This window comes from Lysinibacillus sp. FSL K6-1151 (genome assembly GCF_038630755.1).
In the GTDB taxonomy this organism is placed as follows: domain Bacteria; phylum Bacillota; class Bacilli; order Bacillales_A; family Planococcaceae; genus Lysinibacillus; species Lysinibacillus fusiformis_D.
In genome coordinates this window covers 585,333-600,134 of the sequence record NZ_CP152040.1, presented here as the reverse complement: position 1 = coordinate 600,134, position 14,802 = coordinate 585,333, and the positions used below count along the sequence as shown (strand labels likewise).

General features: G+C 37.6%; 15 protein-coding genes. All 15 read right to left on the bottom strand.

The annotated features are described in order from the left end of the window. Positions 1-401: 401 nt before the first annotated feature. Positions 402-1,523: a UDP-N-acetylglucosamine 2-epimerase (non-hydrolyzing) gene (gene wecB / locus MHI04_RS02790; protein WP_036123633.1), complete on the bottom strand. Its 1,122-nt coding sequence runs from the start codon at positions 1,521-1,523 to the stop codon at positions 402-404. Positions 1,524-1,690: 167 nt separating this feature from the next. Continuing rightward, positions 1,691-2,320 carry a uracil phosphoribosyltransferase gene (upp, locus tag MHI04_RS02785; RefSeq protein WP_004269470.1) on the bottom strand — a complete coding sequence of 210 codons (630 nt, stop codon included), beginning with the start codon at positions 2,318-2,320 and terminating at the stop codon, positions 1,691-1,693. A 124-nt stretch (positions 2,321-2,444) separates the two neighbouring features. Next, a complete protein-coding gene (locus tag MHI04_RS02780; RefSeq protein ID WP_036123637.1) occupies positions 2,445-4,604 on the bottom strand; it encodes an EAL domain-containing protein in 2,160 nt (719 codons plus the stop codon). Positions 4,605-4,888: 284 nt separating this feature from the next. Further along, a complete protein-coding gene (gene glyA, locus MHI04_RS02775) occupies positions 4,889-6,130 on the bottom strand; it encodes a serine hydroxymethyltransferase (protein WP_036123640.1) in 1,242 nt (413 codons plus the stop codon). A 58-nt stretch (positions 6,131-6,188) separates the two neighbouring features. Then, the gene (locus MHI04_RS02770) at positions 6,189-6,731 is read right to left on the bottom strand and encodes a TIGR01440 family protein (protein WP_058843800.1); all 543 of its coding nucleotides are present in this window, start codon (positions 6,729-6,731) and stop codon (positions 6,189-6,191) included. An 86-nt stretch (positions 6,732-6,817) separates the two neighbouring features. Beyond that, positions 6,818-7,255 (bottom strand): ribose 5-phosphate isomerase B, encoded by a 438-nt coding sequence (gene rpiB, locus MHI04_RS02765; protein ID WP_036123645.1) that lies wholly within the window; start codon positions 7,253-7,255, stop codon positions 6,818-6,820. A gap of 357 nt (positions 7,256-7,612) precedes the next feature. Next, a complete protein-coding gene (locus MHI04_RS02760; RefSeq protein ID WP_058843798.1) occupies positions 7,613-8,896 on the bottom strand; it encodes a HAMP domain-containing methyl-accepting chemotaxis protein in 1,284 nt (427 codons plus the stop codon). 8 nt (positions 8,897-8,904) lie between these two features. Continuing rightward, on the bottom strand, positions 8,905-9,345 hold the full coding sequence (locus MHI04_RS02755) for a low molecular weight protein arginine phosphatase (RefSeq protein ID WP_089933002.1): 441 nt from the start codon (positions 9,343-9,345) through the stop codon (positions 8,905-8,907). A 22-nt stretch (positions 9,346-9,367) separates the two neighbouring features. Continuing rightward, positions 9,368-9,865 carry a manganese efflux pump gene (locus tag MHI04_RS02750; protein WP_036123667.1) on the bottom strand — a complete coding sequence of 166 codons (498 nt, stop codon included), beginning with the start codon at positions 9,863-9,865 and terminating at the stop codon, positions 9,368-9,370. A gap of 172 nt (positions 9,866-10,037) precedes the next feature. Then, positions 10,038-11,072, bottom strand: coding sequence for an L-threonylcarbamoyladenylate synthase (locus MHI04_RS02745; protein WP_036123693.1), 1,035 nt, complete (start codon positions 11,070-11,072; stop codon positions 10,038-10,040). 101 nt (positions 11,073-11,173) lie between these two features. Then, the gene (locus tag MHI04_RS02740) at positions 11,174-11,764 is read right to left on the bottom strand and encodes a stage II sporulation protein R (protein ID WP_271912349.1); all 591 of its coding nucleotides are present in this window, start codon (positions 11,762-11,764) and stop codon (positions 11,174-11,176) included. A 44-nt stretch (positions 11,765-11,808) separates the two neighbouring features. Beyond that, entirely contained in the window at positions 11,809-12,669 is an 861-nt protein-coding gene (gene prmC / locus MHI04_RS02735; protein ID WP_271912348.1) for a peptide chain release factor N(5)-glutamine methyltransferase, read from the bottom strand. After that, a complete protein-coding gene (prfA, locus tag MHI04_RS02730; protein WP_036123674.1) occupies positions 12,656-13,732 on the bottom strand; it encodes a peptide chain release factor 1 in 1,077 nt (358 codons plus the stop codon). The genes prmC and prfA overlap by 14 nt, the downstream gene beginning before the upstream one ends. A 152-nt stretch (positions 13,733-13,884) precedes the next feature. Beyond that, on the bottom strand, positions 13,885-14,457 hold the full coding sequence (locus tag MHI04_RS02725) for a thymidine kinase (protein WP_036123677.1): 573 nt from the start codon (positions 14,455-14,457) through the stop codon (positions 13,885-13,887). A gap of 116 nt (positions 14,458-14,573) precedes the next feature. Then, positions 14,574-14,777: a 50S ribosomal protein L31 gene (gene rpmE, locus MHI04_RS02720; RefSeq protein WP_004269457.1), complete on the bottom strand. Its 204-nt coding sequence runs from the start codon at positions 14,775-14,777 to the stop codon at positions 14,574-14,576. Positions 14,778-14,802 lie beyond the last annotated feature (25 nt).

Sequence of the window (14,802 nt, the reverse complement as noted above, 5' to 3'; positions counted from 1 at the left end):
AATGCCCAAAAATAACTTACACCCCTTACCGACTCGGTAAAAACCGAAACGCACAAAACGTTGCAAATCGACAGTTTTATTTTGAACTGTCAATTTAGTAGAAAGTTGATATAACAAGTGTTTCAACGTCCTATTTATGAACTGAAACCCTTATCATTCTTACCCTTTGTAAGCATACAATAGGTGATATTTGAAGTCAATTGGTAAAGGAGAAAAACTTCACAGCCTATATACTCTTGTCAAATTGTTGACAAATTTGTGTATGAAATTTCATAGTTTCAAAAGTTCCCAACCTTCTCACACGAAAAAAAAGCTAATTTACGACATGATTATGCTCGTAAATTAGCTTACCCATTTCAATAGGTACATTAGACTTATTTTTCCGAATTAAATATAGTACATTAATTAGTTCTTTGTAAAAATTCTAGCAGTGCCTCAACAATACGCTTCGATGCATGCCCATCTCCATATGGATTCGATGCTTTCGCCATTACTTCGTAGGCATTTTTATCTGTTAGTAATTCCTTTGCTAAGGCATAGATTGTTTCTTCTTCCGTTCCTGCTAGCTTTAATGTGCCAGCTTCAATACCTTCTGGACGTTCTGTCGTATCTCTTAGAACAAGCACTGGTTTCCCTAATGAAGGTGCTTCTTCTTGTACGCCACCTGAGTCCGTTAAAATCATATATGAATTTGCCGCAAAATTATGGAAATCAAACACTTCAAGAGGCTCTATTAAATGTACACGTTCATTGTCTCCTAAGATTTCATTCGCAATTTCTCTAACAGCTGGATTCATATGCACTGGATATACAACTTGAACATCCTCATGCTCTGTTAATATTCTCGTAATCGCTTTGAACATATGGCGCATTGGTTCACCCAGATTTTCACGACGATGTGCCGTTAATAAAATCATGCGATCTTCGCCAATCTTATCTAATACAGGGTGTGTGTAGTGCTCACTGACCGTTGTTGCTAATGCGTCAATGGCTGTATTTCCTGTCACAAAAATCGTGTCTGGATTTTTATTTTCATCTAGCAGGTTCTTTTTAGATACTTCCGTTGGAGCAAAATGTAAATCTGCCATCACACCTGTTAGCTGACGATTCATTTCCTCTGGATATGGTGAATACTTGTTCCATGTACGTAAGCCCGCTTCCACATGCCCTATAGCAATTTGGTTATAGAATGCCGCCAAGCTCGCAATGAAGGTTGTTGCTGTATCACCATGTACCAAAACGATATCTGGTTGTGCTTCTTTCATTACTTTATCTAAGCCTTGTAATGCGTTTGTCGTTACATCAATTAATGTTTGACGATCCTTCATTATATTTAAATCATAGTTTGGTGTTATGTTAAATGTCTCTAATACTTGGTCGAGCATTTGGCGATGCTGTGCTGTTACGGTTACAATAGATTCTATTTGCTCAGGATACTTTTGTAACTCCAAAACGAGAGGAGCCATTTTAATTGCTTCTGGTCTTGTACCAAAAATCGTCATTACTTTCCATTTTTTTATCAAAACGATCTGCACCGTCCTTTTTGTTATTGTATGAAATGGTCAACTACATCTATTAATGGTCATCAATAGACGTACTTGCCTACACATACTAGGAAACGCCCTTCAATTTGAAGGACGCTTTCACAAGTTATTAGTTTCCTAAATGAGGAAATTACATGTATTGATTTTTATTTTGTACCGAATAGACGGTCTCCGGCATCACCTAAACCAGGTACAATATAGCCATGATCGTTTAATTTTTCATCGAGTGCAGCAATATAAATATCTACATCAGAATGTTCTTCTTGAATAGCTTTTACACCCTCTGGTGCAGCGATTAAGCACATGAATTTAATGTTTTTAGCTCCACGTTTTTTCAGTGAGTGGATGGCTTCCACTGCTGAACCACCAGTTGCAAGCATTGGATCTACAATGATGAAATCACGCTCTTCCACATCTGCTGGAAGTTTTGCATAATATTCAACTGGTTTTAACGTTTCAGGATCACGATAAAGACCAATATGACCAACTTTAGCCGCTGGGATAAGCTTTAATACGCCATCTACCATACCGATACCTGCACGTAGAATTGGTACAATCGCAAGCTTTTTACCAGAAAGTACTTTTGTTTTGGCAATTGTTACAGGTGTTTCAATTTCAATTTCTTCTACTGGCATATCACGTGTGATTTCAAACGCCATAAGTGTTGCTACTTCGTCTACTAGCTCACGAAATTCTTTTGTTCCTGTGTTCTTGTCGCGAATATAAGTTAATTTGTGTTGGATTAGTGGATGATCAAATACATAGACTTTGCTCAAAGGGATTCTCTCCTCACCGTTCGGATTTCATTTTTATCTCAACTAGTATAACAGAAAAAAGGAGTCGCCTCAAAAATTAATTTAGGACGACTCCTTTTGTTATTTTATATTTGTCAAAAATAAGCTATTGATCAAGAATTTTATCTACTTGTTCAATGGGCATTGGCTTATAATAAAAATAGCCTTGTCCTACTGTACAGCCTAGTGCACGTAAAATTTCTACCTGCTCTTCCGTTTCAATGCCCTCTGCAACTGAAATCATCCCTAAGTTTAATGCCAACTGAATAATGGAGCGTACAATCGCAAGTGTTGCCGCATCTTCAATCGCATTAATAAAGCTACGATCAATCTTTAATTCAGTGAAGGGTAGCTGTTGTAGATAGCTTAATGATGAAAAACCTGTTCCAAAATCATCTACTGATGTTTTAAAACCATAGCTTTTTAATTCTTGAATAATTTTAAAGGCAGATTGAAAGTCTACTAAACCAATATTTTCAGTCACCTCTAAAATAATATAGCTAGGATCAATATTATATTTTTGAACAAGTTTCAGTGTATCCTGAACGAAATGCGTATAGTAAAAATGATCAGGTGAGATATTAACTGCAATTTTCACTAATTTCTTTCCTAGCCGTTGACGTTCTGAAAGCCATGAAAGCACAGTCTCTAAAACAAGAACATCTATTTCCAGAACCTTCCCGGTACTCTCAGCTACTGGAATGAAGATGGCTGGTGACACAAAGCCTAGTTTTGGAGAAATCCACCGTGCCAGTGCCTCAATACTGTGTATTTCACCATTACGTAAGTCTACCTTAGGCTGTAAATGGACTGTAATTTCTTTATTTTTGATTGCTTGTGATAAATGATTTAAAACCGTCATTTTCTGTATAAGCACATCATTTTTTTCTGTTGTAAAAATTTCAGTATGTGTACCTGGTCTATCAATTGCAAAGGAAAGAGCATTATCAGCAAAGCGAATCGCATCAATGATTTTTGTGTCATTATTATAGGAAGCGATTCCTGTTTTTAGCGTGATATAGATTTGCTTTCCCCCTATAATAAAGGGCTGACGAATTGTTTCCTTTATCCGCTTATCATACTCCTGTAAATTTTCATTGTGTGCCAACGTAGACATAATGAGACTAGAGCTTGTAAATCTAGCAACATATTCATTATCTTCTGGCTTGTCTTGCTCCAACCTTTTAGCGAGTTGCCTTAAAAGCTCATCTCCAACCTCACGCCCGTAAAGTTCCACTACTTGATGAAATTCACTTGGTTTTAATATTTTGATAAAACCGCTTAAACCATGCTCCACTTCTTTTTCAATCGAATTAACAAAGCTATGACGATTAGGTAGACCCGTTGTAATATCCGTGTAGGCTAAATCCCAAATTTTTTTTTGAGTTCGAGCATAGGTAACAGCCAACGCAACAAGTGACCCCATTTTTTGAAGCATATTTTTAAAAGACATTTGGTCGCTTCGTGTTTTTTGAAAATAGATCGAAAATAGCCCTATCACTTGCCGTTGTTGATTGCGTATAGGTACAAACCATCCATACGGCTTTTCAAATAATGTAGCATATTGTTTATGTTCCTCAGGGATATTTACTTCATCTAAATTTTCCACGAGCCTAGCATTTCCTGATTGCATTACTTCAATAAAAAATGCATTGTTTTCACAGCATCTTGGCACACTTTCCTCCGGATCATTACCTGTGAAAACTTGTAATTGATTGGACTCTGTTTTTACCAGAACCATACTTGCAATATTCGGCGTAAAAAAATCATCCAGTCCACGGCAAATAATTTTCATCTTTTGTTCAAGAGTGCTATCTCGCTCGATGGCCTTATACATATCATTTTCTAATCTCATGAGGAAGTCTTCAGTACGGTAATACGTTACATCCTTCACAAGCACTAAAACATATTTCGTACGATTAGCCTCATTGCAAAATGGTAATGCTTGTATCTCTGCCCAAAAGGGCGATTTATTAATGCCATTATGATAGAGCTTTGCCTGGACCATTATGCCGTTATGTATTTTTTCTTTTATCATTTTTATGGTTGTCTTTTTTTCATCTATAGAGAGCCATGAAAAATAATCAGTATTTAGGATTTGTGAACGCGAAGCATTTGTAAGCATACAAAATGAATCATTACACGCTAGTATGCCATGATGATTTGTCGCATCAAAAATAACGTAGCTTTCTTTCGAATTATCCCCTAATTTACGAATGCTACTTAATAAAACATCATTTTCTATGTCTAATGATTTAGTGACCATCCAATCCCTCCATCTCTATCACTTCATCCCATTTCCATTGTACATAAAATTCAAATAAATTTTCACCTTTATGAAAAAAAACTTCTTTTCTAGGACATTATCTGTCCTTAAACTATTATAATAAAACCCTACTTATCTATTTTATGTAAATTTATTCAAAAACAAGATGATTATTCTATTTTTTCAGAAAAAATATGTTTTTTATAGTTTAGTCCTAAATTCACAAAATAAAAGGCTGTATTTAAAGTAACAAATGTACTTTAAACACAGCCCTCTCATTTCTATTATGCGTATAATGGGTGTCTATCTGTTAATGCTTTTACACGATCTTTTGCTTCTGCTTTAACTGCTTCATCTTCAGGATTTTTAAGAACCGCAGCAATAATTGCTCCAACTTCTTTCATATCCTCTTCTTTAAAGCCGCGAGAAGTAACAGCTGGCGTACCGATACGAATACCAGAAGTAACAAATGGCGATTCTGTATCGTAAGGAATTGTGTTTTTATTCGTTGTAATACCTACTTCATCTAGTGCATGCTCTGCTACTTTACCTGTTAAACCAAGTGATTTTACATTTAACAGTAATAGGTGGTTATCTGTACCACCAGAAACGATTTCAACGCCTTCAGCAATTAGTACTTCTGCTAAAGCTTTGGCATTCGCTTTAATTTGCTTTGCATAGTCTTTAAATTCTGGTTGTAATACTTCGCCAAATGCTACAGCTTTTGCAGCAATGACATGCATTAATGGACCACCTTGAATTCCTGGAAATACAGATTTATTTAATTTTTGCTCCCATTCTTTTGAAGCAAGAATTAAACCACCACGTGGTCCACGTAATGTTTTATGCGTTGTTGATGTAACAAAATCAGCATACGGCACTGGTGATTGATGTTCACCAGCAGCTACAAGACCAGCAATGTGTGCCATATCCACCATGAAGTATGCACCCACTTCGTCTGCGATTTCACGGAATTTAGAGAAGTCAATTTCACGTGGGTAGGCAGAAGCACCAGCAACGATCAGTTTTGGTTTATGTTCTAATGCTTTTTGACGTACATCTTCATAATCGATTACTTGATTTTCTTTCGTTACACCATATTCCACAAAGTTATATAGGATACCAGAGAAGTTTACTGGAGATCCATGTGTTAAGTGACCACCATGAGAAAGGTTCATACCAAGAACTGTGTCACCTGGTTCTAAAATTGTATGGTAAACAGCCATGTTTGCTTGTGCACCAGAGTGTGGTTGTACATTAGCATATTCTGCTCCAAAAATTTCTTTCACGCGATCACGTGCAATATTTTCTACTACGTCTACATGTTCACAACCACCGTAGTAGCGTTTACCTGGATAGCCTTCAGCGTATTTATTTGTCAGTACTGATCCTTGTGCTTCCATAACCGCTTCGGAAACAAAGTTTTCAGATGCAATCAATTCAATATTTGCTTGTTGACGTTTTTTTTCTGCAAGAATTCCGTCTAATACTGCTTTGTCTTGTACTGCTAATTTTTCATATGCCATGTTTGAAAAAGCCTCCTAAAGTATCGTTAATTATCTATACCACTTATAATAAGGGTACTTATTTATATATTGCACGTTCTCCGCCAATTAGCTTTGGACGTGTTGTTGCAACCGTAACAATCGCTTCTCCCACCATTTTCACTGATGTTCGAACGGGAACAACTACTGCTTTCAAATGCATACCAATTAATGTTTGTCCAATATCAATACCTGCATGTGCCTGTATTGTTTCAACAACCACTGGATTAGCAAATTGTGTATAGGCATAAGCAGACATCGATCCACCTGCTGTACGTACTGGAACTACTGCTACTTCATCATAGCCAAATCGTTCAGCCGTTGATGCCTCCATAGTAATAGCGCGGTTAATATGCTCACAGCCTTGGAATGCTAAATGTAATTGATGTTTCGATGCAAATTCTTGTAACGGCTCATAAATGGCTTCAGCTATTTCCAATGCCCCTGCTGTGCCAATTTTCTGACCAATCACTTCAGATGTAGAGCACCCTACAACAAAAATTGTATGAGGTCGTAACGTTACCTGCTCTTCAAACTCACTGAGTAACTGAGTCAAATGCGTTCGTATTTGTTTTACTACCATTAAGCTCAGCTCCTTCATCTATATCCAATAAAATCATGCCATATAGGACATCCTTGACGAATGCCATATATGGAATCATGAAACAATTATTGCTCTAGCTCGGCAATTTTTTCTATGCGGCGTGTATGACGACCACCTTCAAACTCTGTTTCTAGCCAAGTTTGGACGATTTCACGTGCAAGGCCTGGACCAATGACACGTTCACCCATGGCTATAATATTTGAGTCATTATGGCAACGTGTTGCCTTGGCACTGAATACATCATGCACTAATGCACAACGAATGCCCTTCACCTTATTAGCAGCAATGGACATACCAATTCCTGTGCCACAAATTAAAATACCTTTATCAAATTCTCCATTAGCAACACCTTCAGAAACAGGTTTTGCATAATCAGGATAGTCTACTGAATCCGCAGATTGTGGACCAAAATCTTCGTAGCTAATATGAAGTTCATCTAATAGCTGCATAATCTCACGACGTAAGTTGTTGCCTCCGTGATCAGAAGAAATTGCTATTCTCACTGGGTTCCCTCTTTTCGAATTATAGTCACCCTTAGTGTACCACTTCTTTCTGAAGAATAACATGATTTTTCTTGTTTTTTTATGCTGATTTCTCCTGAAAGACGAACATTTATTGTATATTAACATAAAAATATTCACTTTTAAACCCATTTTTCTGTGGATAATGTGAATATCATGTTAATAAGTTCGGATAAAGGTCCTTTGTTGTAATATTCCATCTTCTGAAGTTTTTTTAGCTTTTCACTTACGATGGACATAAATACTTTGACAGAGTGTGATCTTAAGATGGAAGCTCTCTAATAAAAAAGGCTATACATAAATCCGATTTTACGTCGCATTTATGTATAGCCTTTAGAACTATGCTTGTCTATCAAATTGTTGAATCATCTTATGCAATGCTTCCGATTGCTTTTTCAAACTTTGAGCCAAATGCTCTACCTGCTCGATAGCATAAGCTTGCTCCTCAGCGGCGCTACGAACTTCCTGTGCACCTGCTGACGTTTCTTCAGCAATGGCTGCAACTTCTTGTGATTGGCGAGCTGTCGTTTCAATATTATGCATTTGCTGTTCAATTAACGAGGAAATTTCAACAATTGCTGTTGCCATTTCATGTACGTTGGAAGCCATACCTTCAACGGCTGTCGTTGTTTCAGAAACGCGATCAGCTTCCTTCGTCGCAAATGCTACTTGTTCATTCATTTGTTTAACAACCACCTCTACATTTTGCTGCATGGACTGAATTAAAGCTGTAATACCTTGGACAGCTTTCGCACTTTCATCAGCCAAACCGCGAACTTCCTCAGCTACCACTGCGAAGCCCTTTCCATGCTCTCCTGCTCGTGCTGCTTCAATCGAGGCATTTAATGCCAGTAAATTTGTTTGTGCCGCAATGTCACCGACTAAGCTAATAATCCGTTCTACTTGGCCAGCATTTTCTTCAAGTGCATGAATACTTTTTAGTGCCTCATTATTACCTGTAGCAATTTGCTGAATACTATTCACTAATATTTCGATGGCCTTTGTTGTTGTCGATAAATTATGTAGAATCTCTTTTGATTGTGATGCTGATGCTTCTGCTCTACTATTTACTTCTGTTGCAAGAGCTCGCACATCTTCAATAGCTTCGGCAGTGTCTTGTACAGCTGTTGCAGATGCTTCTGCTCCTGCAGATATATGCTTCACAGTAGAGGCAATTCCTTCTGCCTTTCTAGTTGCCACTCCCGCCTCATCAGATAGCTGAATAATTGATTGATTTGTTTGCTGAAAGTTTTGATCGATACTTTCCACCATTTGACGCAGATTTAACACCATTTGTTGGAACGCCTCAGCAACGGATCGAATTTCATCATTTGTTTTAGGCATTTGCACATCCTGTCCAATTTTCCCCTCAGCTACAAGGATTGCTGAATGTTCGAGCTGCTGTAAAGGTTTGATTAAGATCACGCTTAACAACGCCGCTAATATACCTGACCATATAATACCTAATGCGTAGGTAATTACCTCAAAAACCATTCGATTCGTGTCTGGGAAGAAAGTAGGTTGTAAAAACTCAATGAATATAAAACTGACACTGTAGGTGATAAGCGCAAGTACACTAACAAATAATACCAATTTAAGCCGTAAACCAAATTGTTTTTTCATAGGGCCCCTCAATTCTTTTCAAGTTTTTGTATTAATTGATCAACTAATTCCTTTAATTCTGCAAATGTTGCTTCATATATTGCTTTATTGCCACCATAAGGATCTACTACATTTTCCAGACTGCCCTCATTTGTATATTCTTTCAAGGTAAATACTTTATGTTCAGCTTCTGGATAATTTGAAATCACGGCGTCTTTGTGAGCAGTCGTCATCGTTAAAATTAAGTCTGCCCATGCCATTTCTGTCATTGATAATTGCGTTGCAAAATGCTGATGTGACATTTGCGCTTCATTTAACACTAGTTGTGCATGTGCTGACATTTGTGCATTTGGCATGGCATAAATACCTGCTGAGCGCACCTCTACATTGTTGATTTGTTTATGTTTTAAAATAACTTCTGCCATCGGACTGCGACAAGTATTGCCTGTACAAACAAATAATATTTTCACACTTATCACTCTCCAATTTCATTTATTGTTGAATAGCTAGAATGCTCATGATAATAAATATAACGCCAGCAGCTATTTGAATTTTATTGCCAAAAAATACTTGGCTTCTACGGGCAATGACTAATGAACCATAAGCGCAAATTAGAGCGCTCAAGCCTGCACTCATGATAAAAATAGTTTTTTCTAAGTTAAGCATACCAAAAGAAACACTAACTGAAAAGGTATCTAGGCTTGCAGTCACAGCCAAAATTACAGGTGATATTGTTACTTTTTCATCTCGATGAGAGAATAATAGTAAATGCATACCAATACAAAATAATAAAATACTTGAAATCCATTGTCCCCATTCTAATAGAAATCGAACTAAATAGCTTCCTAGCTCAAAGCCTAACAACGGGAAAAGCATATGCAATGCTGCTGTCCATAATGACAAAAATAAGCGATATCTAACATTTGGCAGTAAGACATATAGACCAATCACATCAACAGACGTTAGTATACCTGCAAGAATTCCCTGCAAGAACGCACTCCTTCTCTCCCTAATATTTTATCATTTTATGCTCGAAAATACATTATTATCATAATTGTCCACAATAGTTTTTCTTTTATATTTTGTAATGATAAACAAAAAGGACAAAAGACATGATTTATATCAATGTCTTTTGTCGCTAATGTACCTGAACTATATTCATTTATAATGAATACCATTTGCCTCCAGAGGCCTTTTCAAGTCTATTCATGATAGCTGCTCCTACACCTTCTGTTGAGGTTGTTGTTGCTAATATAATGGTAGCGGCGGTTTTATCACATGCTCTAAGTGCATTGTATAAGTTCGCACCCATTTCTTGTTTACTTCCAGCTTCACCAATTGAGAAGTAAAAATCAGCTTTGATATCTTCAAAATTCACTGGTGCAAGCAATGCTACTACATGTCCTTCTCGCTGCATTCGCTGAACAGCCTCGCTGACTTTCTCATAATGACAATCTATTAAATACACAGGAGCATTTGGAGCATAATGTGTATATTTCATGCCTGGTGCTTTAGGCGTTGTTTCTAGCTTCTGCTCTATATTGGTTGGTTGAATAACGGGACCTATCTTCGCCTCAAGCATTTCCTTTGTAATGCCACCCGGACGTAAAATTACTGGAGGTTCATGTGTCACATCTAACACAGTAGATTCAAGCCCAATGCCTGTAGAACCTCCATCCAAAATATAAGGTATGTATCCTCCCAAATCATCTAATACATGGACTGCCTCTGTAGGGCTTGGTTTACCGCTACGATTGGCACTTGGTGCAGCAAGCGGTTTTTGAAGCTGCTGTAGCAATGCAAGTGCTACTGGATGATTCGGCATTCGAATGCCCACTGTTGATAACCCAGCTGTGACACTTTGTGCTAAAACATTTGGCTTTGCTGGCATTACAAGCGTTAAGGGGCCGGGCCAAAAGAAATCCATGCACTGTTTGGCTACTTCAGAAATTTGATCGATATAAATGGCTACTTCCTCTTTTGTCCCCACATGGACAATTAAAGGATTATCTGAAGGTCGGCCTTTTGCTTCAAATATCTTTTTCACTGCCAAATCATTTGTGGCCACTGCTCCTAAGCCATAAACCGTTTCTGTCGGAAATGCTACTACCTCTCCCGCATTTAAGATATCCACAGCTTGTGTATAATTAATCTGACTATTCACATTACTGTCCACAACCTTGCAAACGGTTTCCATCATTAAAACCTACCTTCAATTATTGGTTTTTACTGAATTATCCACATAATGTTTATAACTTACGAAAAAATGTGTATAAGTTGTCTGAATTTGTGCACAATTCATTCAAAAAGTCCTTTAATCCATTCCCATATAAAGAATGTTACTTGCTCTTTTTCTTCTTTTACTTCTTCTTTTACTTCTTCTTTTTCAGGCTCACAAATAGATGGAAAGATACTGCACCACCAGTTATCCCCACGTGCATCACCAATCTTCACAACAATCGAGTGATACACATTTTGTGGATAGAGTATAGCACCTTGTCTTTTTGGTGGAAATAAGTTATCCCCAATGACAATCTGTGTATCCATCTGTGGATAATTTTCGCTCAATTCTGTTTCAATTTGTTGTTTTAGCGAAAGAATTTGCTCACTCCCTACATTGCCAGCAGTGGCTACTTGCATAAAGTATGGCTTTAATTCTTGGACAAGCTGCTCTTTCTCTAGCTGATCTTGTGTCGTATTACTGTTCGCAATAACACGTATACGAAAATCGTTTTCTTGCTCATCATTGGTAGCTTCCTTGGCAAAGCCTACTAATGATGGAATATATAAAATACATAATTGTAAAGCAATCGCGATTAATACTAGTCTAGCAAAAGCTAGAAAGATATTTTGTTTAGGTAATCTAATAATCTTGTATTCATTTAACATATAAATCCCTCCTTGCTCAACATTGTTGGCAAGATTAAGAAACTTTATACATGAATCTCACAAAAAATCATTCGAGGCTTACCGTTAATATCTTTTTCTATTGAAACTGTCGCATGTGGAAAACTATCTTGAAAGAATTTGGCTACTTGCTCACCTTGTGTATAACCGATTTCTAACCCAATCAATGCTGGTTTATTCATGTAGGCTGGTAGTTGCTCAGCTAATTTTCTATACAAAATCAGACCATCTTCCTCAGCAAATAGTGCACTATGTGGCTCATGCTCTAGTACAACATTCGACATTTCCTGTGCCTCATCAAAGGCAATATACGGTGGGTTTGATAAGACAACATCCAATTTTTCTCCTGCAAGTGGCGCTGTTAAATCGCCCAACCTAAAATCAATATCAGCCTCTAATCGTTGAGCATTTTTTTGCGCCGTCGCTAGTGCATCCTGTGATAAATCAGTGGCTATAACAGTTAGCGCTGAACATTCCAGTTTCATCGAAATAGCAATAGCTCCACTGCCTGTACCGATATCAGCCAACTTCAGGGTTTGTTGTGAAAAAAGTTTAGGCAGGCGATTGATTGTACCAAGTACTAGCTCCTCTGTTTCTGGCCGAGGAATTAAGACAGATTCATCGACTAGGAAGGAGCGGCCATAAAATTCTTCACTTCCAACACAATATTGTACAGGGCGGCCATTGACATGTTCTTCTATGAGCGCTTTAAATTTCACTTGCTGTGCTGCTGTTAATTCATCCTGTAAGTGCAACATAACTTCTGAATAACTTGTACCAAGTACATGTTGCATGACGATACGTGCTGCTGTTTGCTCACGACCATTATCCACTAAAAAAGAAGAAGCCCACTCTAGGGCCTCCATCACATTTTTATAAGTCATCATTTAATCGCTCTAACTTCGATGCTTGTTCTTCTAAAATAAGGGCATCGATAATCTCGCCTAGTCTTCCTTCGACGATTTGATCTAGCTTTTGAATCGTTAAACCTATACGGTGATCTGTTACACGGTTTTGTGGATAATTGTATGTGCGAATTCGCTCGGAGCGATCGCCTGAGCCTACAGCAGATTTACGTGTAGCATCAATTTCTTTTTGTGCTTCTTGCATATACATATCAGCAACACGAGCACGTAGAATTTTCATGGCTTTTTCACGATTTTTAATTTGTGAGCGTTCATCCTGCATCGAAACCACAACACCTGTTGGTAAATGGGTCATACGAACAGCAGACATCGTTGTATTTACAGATTGACCACCAGCACCTGAAGAGGCAAATGTATCTACACGAATATCCTTTTCATGGATTTCAACATCTACTTCCTCCACTTCAGGTAAACACGCAACTGTTGCCGTCGATGTATGAATACGACCTTGAGATTCGGTAGCAGGGACACGTTGTACGCGGTGTGCACCATTTTCGAATTTGAATTTTGAATAGGCTCCTTGTCCGTTAATCATAAAGATTACTTCTTTATAGCCGCCCATTGGGTTTGGTGTAGCTTCCATAATATCAATTTTCCAGCCTTGTGTTTCCGCATAGCGAGAGTACATACGGAATAAATCACCCGCAAAAATATTGGCCTCGTCACCACCAGCTGCTCCACGAATTTCCATGATAACGTTTTTATTATCATTAGGATCTTTAGGAATTAATAAAATGCGTAGACGTTCTTCTAGCTCTTCCTGCTGTGCTTTTAATAGGTTAAATTCTTCCTTTACCATCTCATGCATATCAGGATCTTTTTCACTATCTAACATTTCACGAGTATCTACTATCTGCTCTTTAACACTTTTATATTCACGATAAGTATCCACTGTTTCTTGGATATCTGATTGTTCCTTAGAATATTCACGTAATTTCTTACTATCATTCACAATATCCGGATCGCTCAAAAGCTCTGTTAGCCTTTCATAACGATCCTCCACTGCTTGTAATCGATCAAACATGGATTTCACCTCTATTTAGTTTTTTAAGGTATGCTCCTTTTTGACAAAGAAGCTTTTATTCAGTAATTACAATGTTTATTTCCACTACTTAGTATAAGAAAAATTTCGCATGTATGCTACTTTTTCTTAGCGTATCCACCTGTCTATTGGCTTTAAAGTGGTGGCTGTGCGTGACATTTTCGACAAACCGGATAATACGAGTCATTACCACCAATTTGAATTTGATCACCTGTGTAGACTGGCTTTCCACTTTCATCTACTCGTAAATTCATTGTTGCTTTTTTATGACAGAACCAGCAAATTGTTTTCATTTCCTCAATTTTATCTGCATATGTAAGCATGTATTGGCTACCTTCAAATAGCTCATTTTGAAAATCATTTTTTAAGCCAAAGCCCATCACGGGGATGTCCAATTTATCCACAATGTTAGCAAGTTGTAAAACATGTGCTTTTTTTAAAAATTGAACTTCATCCACAAGCACACAGTATGGCTTGACAGTATTGGATTCCACTAGTTCAAAAATATTTGTATCCTCATAAACAGGGATGGCTTGTTGGCGTAAACCTACTCGACTGGAAACAAAGCCAACCTCATCACGTGTATCTAAACCTGAAGTAAACATCATCACAGGCTTTTGTTGTTCTTCATAATTATGGGCAACTTTTAGAATTTCTATTGATTTTCCACTATTCATTGCACCATGTTTAAAATATAGCTGTGCCATTCTGTCTTCTCCCTTTCTTTATGTCAATGTGGATTTTGAAAGGTATTGCATCAACGTGTATTATTTACTGAAAAAAATACCTGCCAAGCGCATGCTTGGCAGGTATTAAACTAACATTAGTTTTTAAGACCGTATTTTTTGTTGAAACGATCCACGCGACCATCAGCAGACGCGAATTTTTGACGGCCAGTGTAGAATGGGTGACATTCGTTGCAGAACTCGACAACGATGTTTTCTTTTACTGAACCAGTTTTGAAAGTGTTCCCACAAGAGCAAGTTACTGTTGCTTCTTTGTAGTCTGGATGAATTCCTTGTTTCATATTCGTTTTCTCCTCTCGCCCTGAA

What these genes read in the sequence shown, in the direction of transcription:
- MHI04_RS02780 (WP_036123637.1), bottom strand. Translation starts at nt 4,604, where the DNA reads ATGGTCACTAAATCATTAGACATAGAAAATGATGTTTTATTAAGTAGC.
- glyA (WP_036123640.1), bottom strand. Translation starts at nt 6,130, where the DNA reads ATGGCATATGAAAAATTAGCAGTACAAGACAAAGCAGTATTAGACGGA.
- MHI04_RS02770 (WP_058843800.1), bottom strand. Translation starts at nt 6,731, where the DNA reads ATGGTAGTAAAACAAATACGAACGCATTTGACTCAGTTACTCAGTGAG.
- MHI04_RS02760 (WP_058843798.1), bottom strand. Translation starts at nt 8,896, where the DNA reads ATGAAAAAACAATTTGGTTTACGGCTTAAATTGGTATTATTTGTTAGT.
- MHI04_RS02745 (WP_036123693.1), bottom strand. Translation starts at nt 11,072, where the DNA reads ATGGAAACCGTTTGCAAGGTTGTGGACAGTAATGTGAATAGTCAGATT.
- MHI04_RS02740 (WP_271912349.1), bottom strand. Translation starts at nt 11,764, where the DNA reads ATGTTAAATGAATACAAGATTATTAGATTACCTAAACAAAATATCTTT.
- prmC (WP_271912348.1), bottom strand. Translation starts at nt 12,669, where the DNA reads ATGATGACTTATAAAAATGTGATGGAGGCCCTAGAGTGGGCTTCTTCT.
- prfA (WP_036123674.1), bottom strand. Translation starts at nt 13,732, where the DNA reads ATGTTTGATCGATTACAAGCAGTGGAGGATCGTTATGAAAGGCTAACA.
- MHI04_RS02725 (WP_036123677.1), bottom strand. Translation starts at nt 14,457, where the DNA reads ATGGCACAGCTATATTTTAAACATGGTGCAATGAATAGTGGAAAATCA.
- rpmE (WP_004269457.1), bottom strand. Translation starts at nt 14,777, where the DNA reads ATGAAACAAGGAATTCATCCAGACTACAAAGAAGCAACAGTAACTTGC.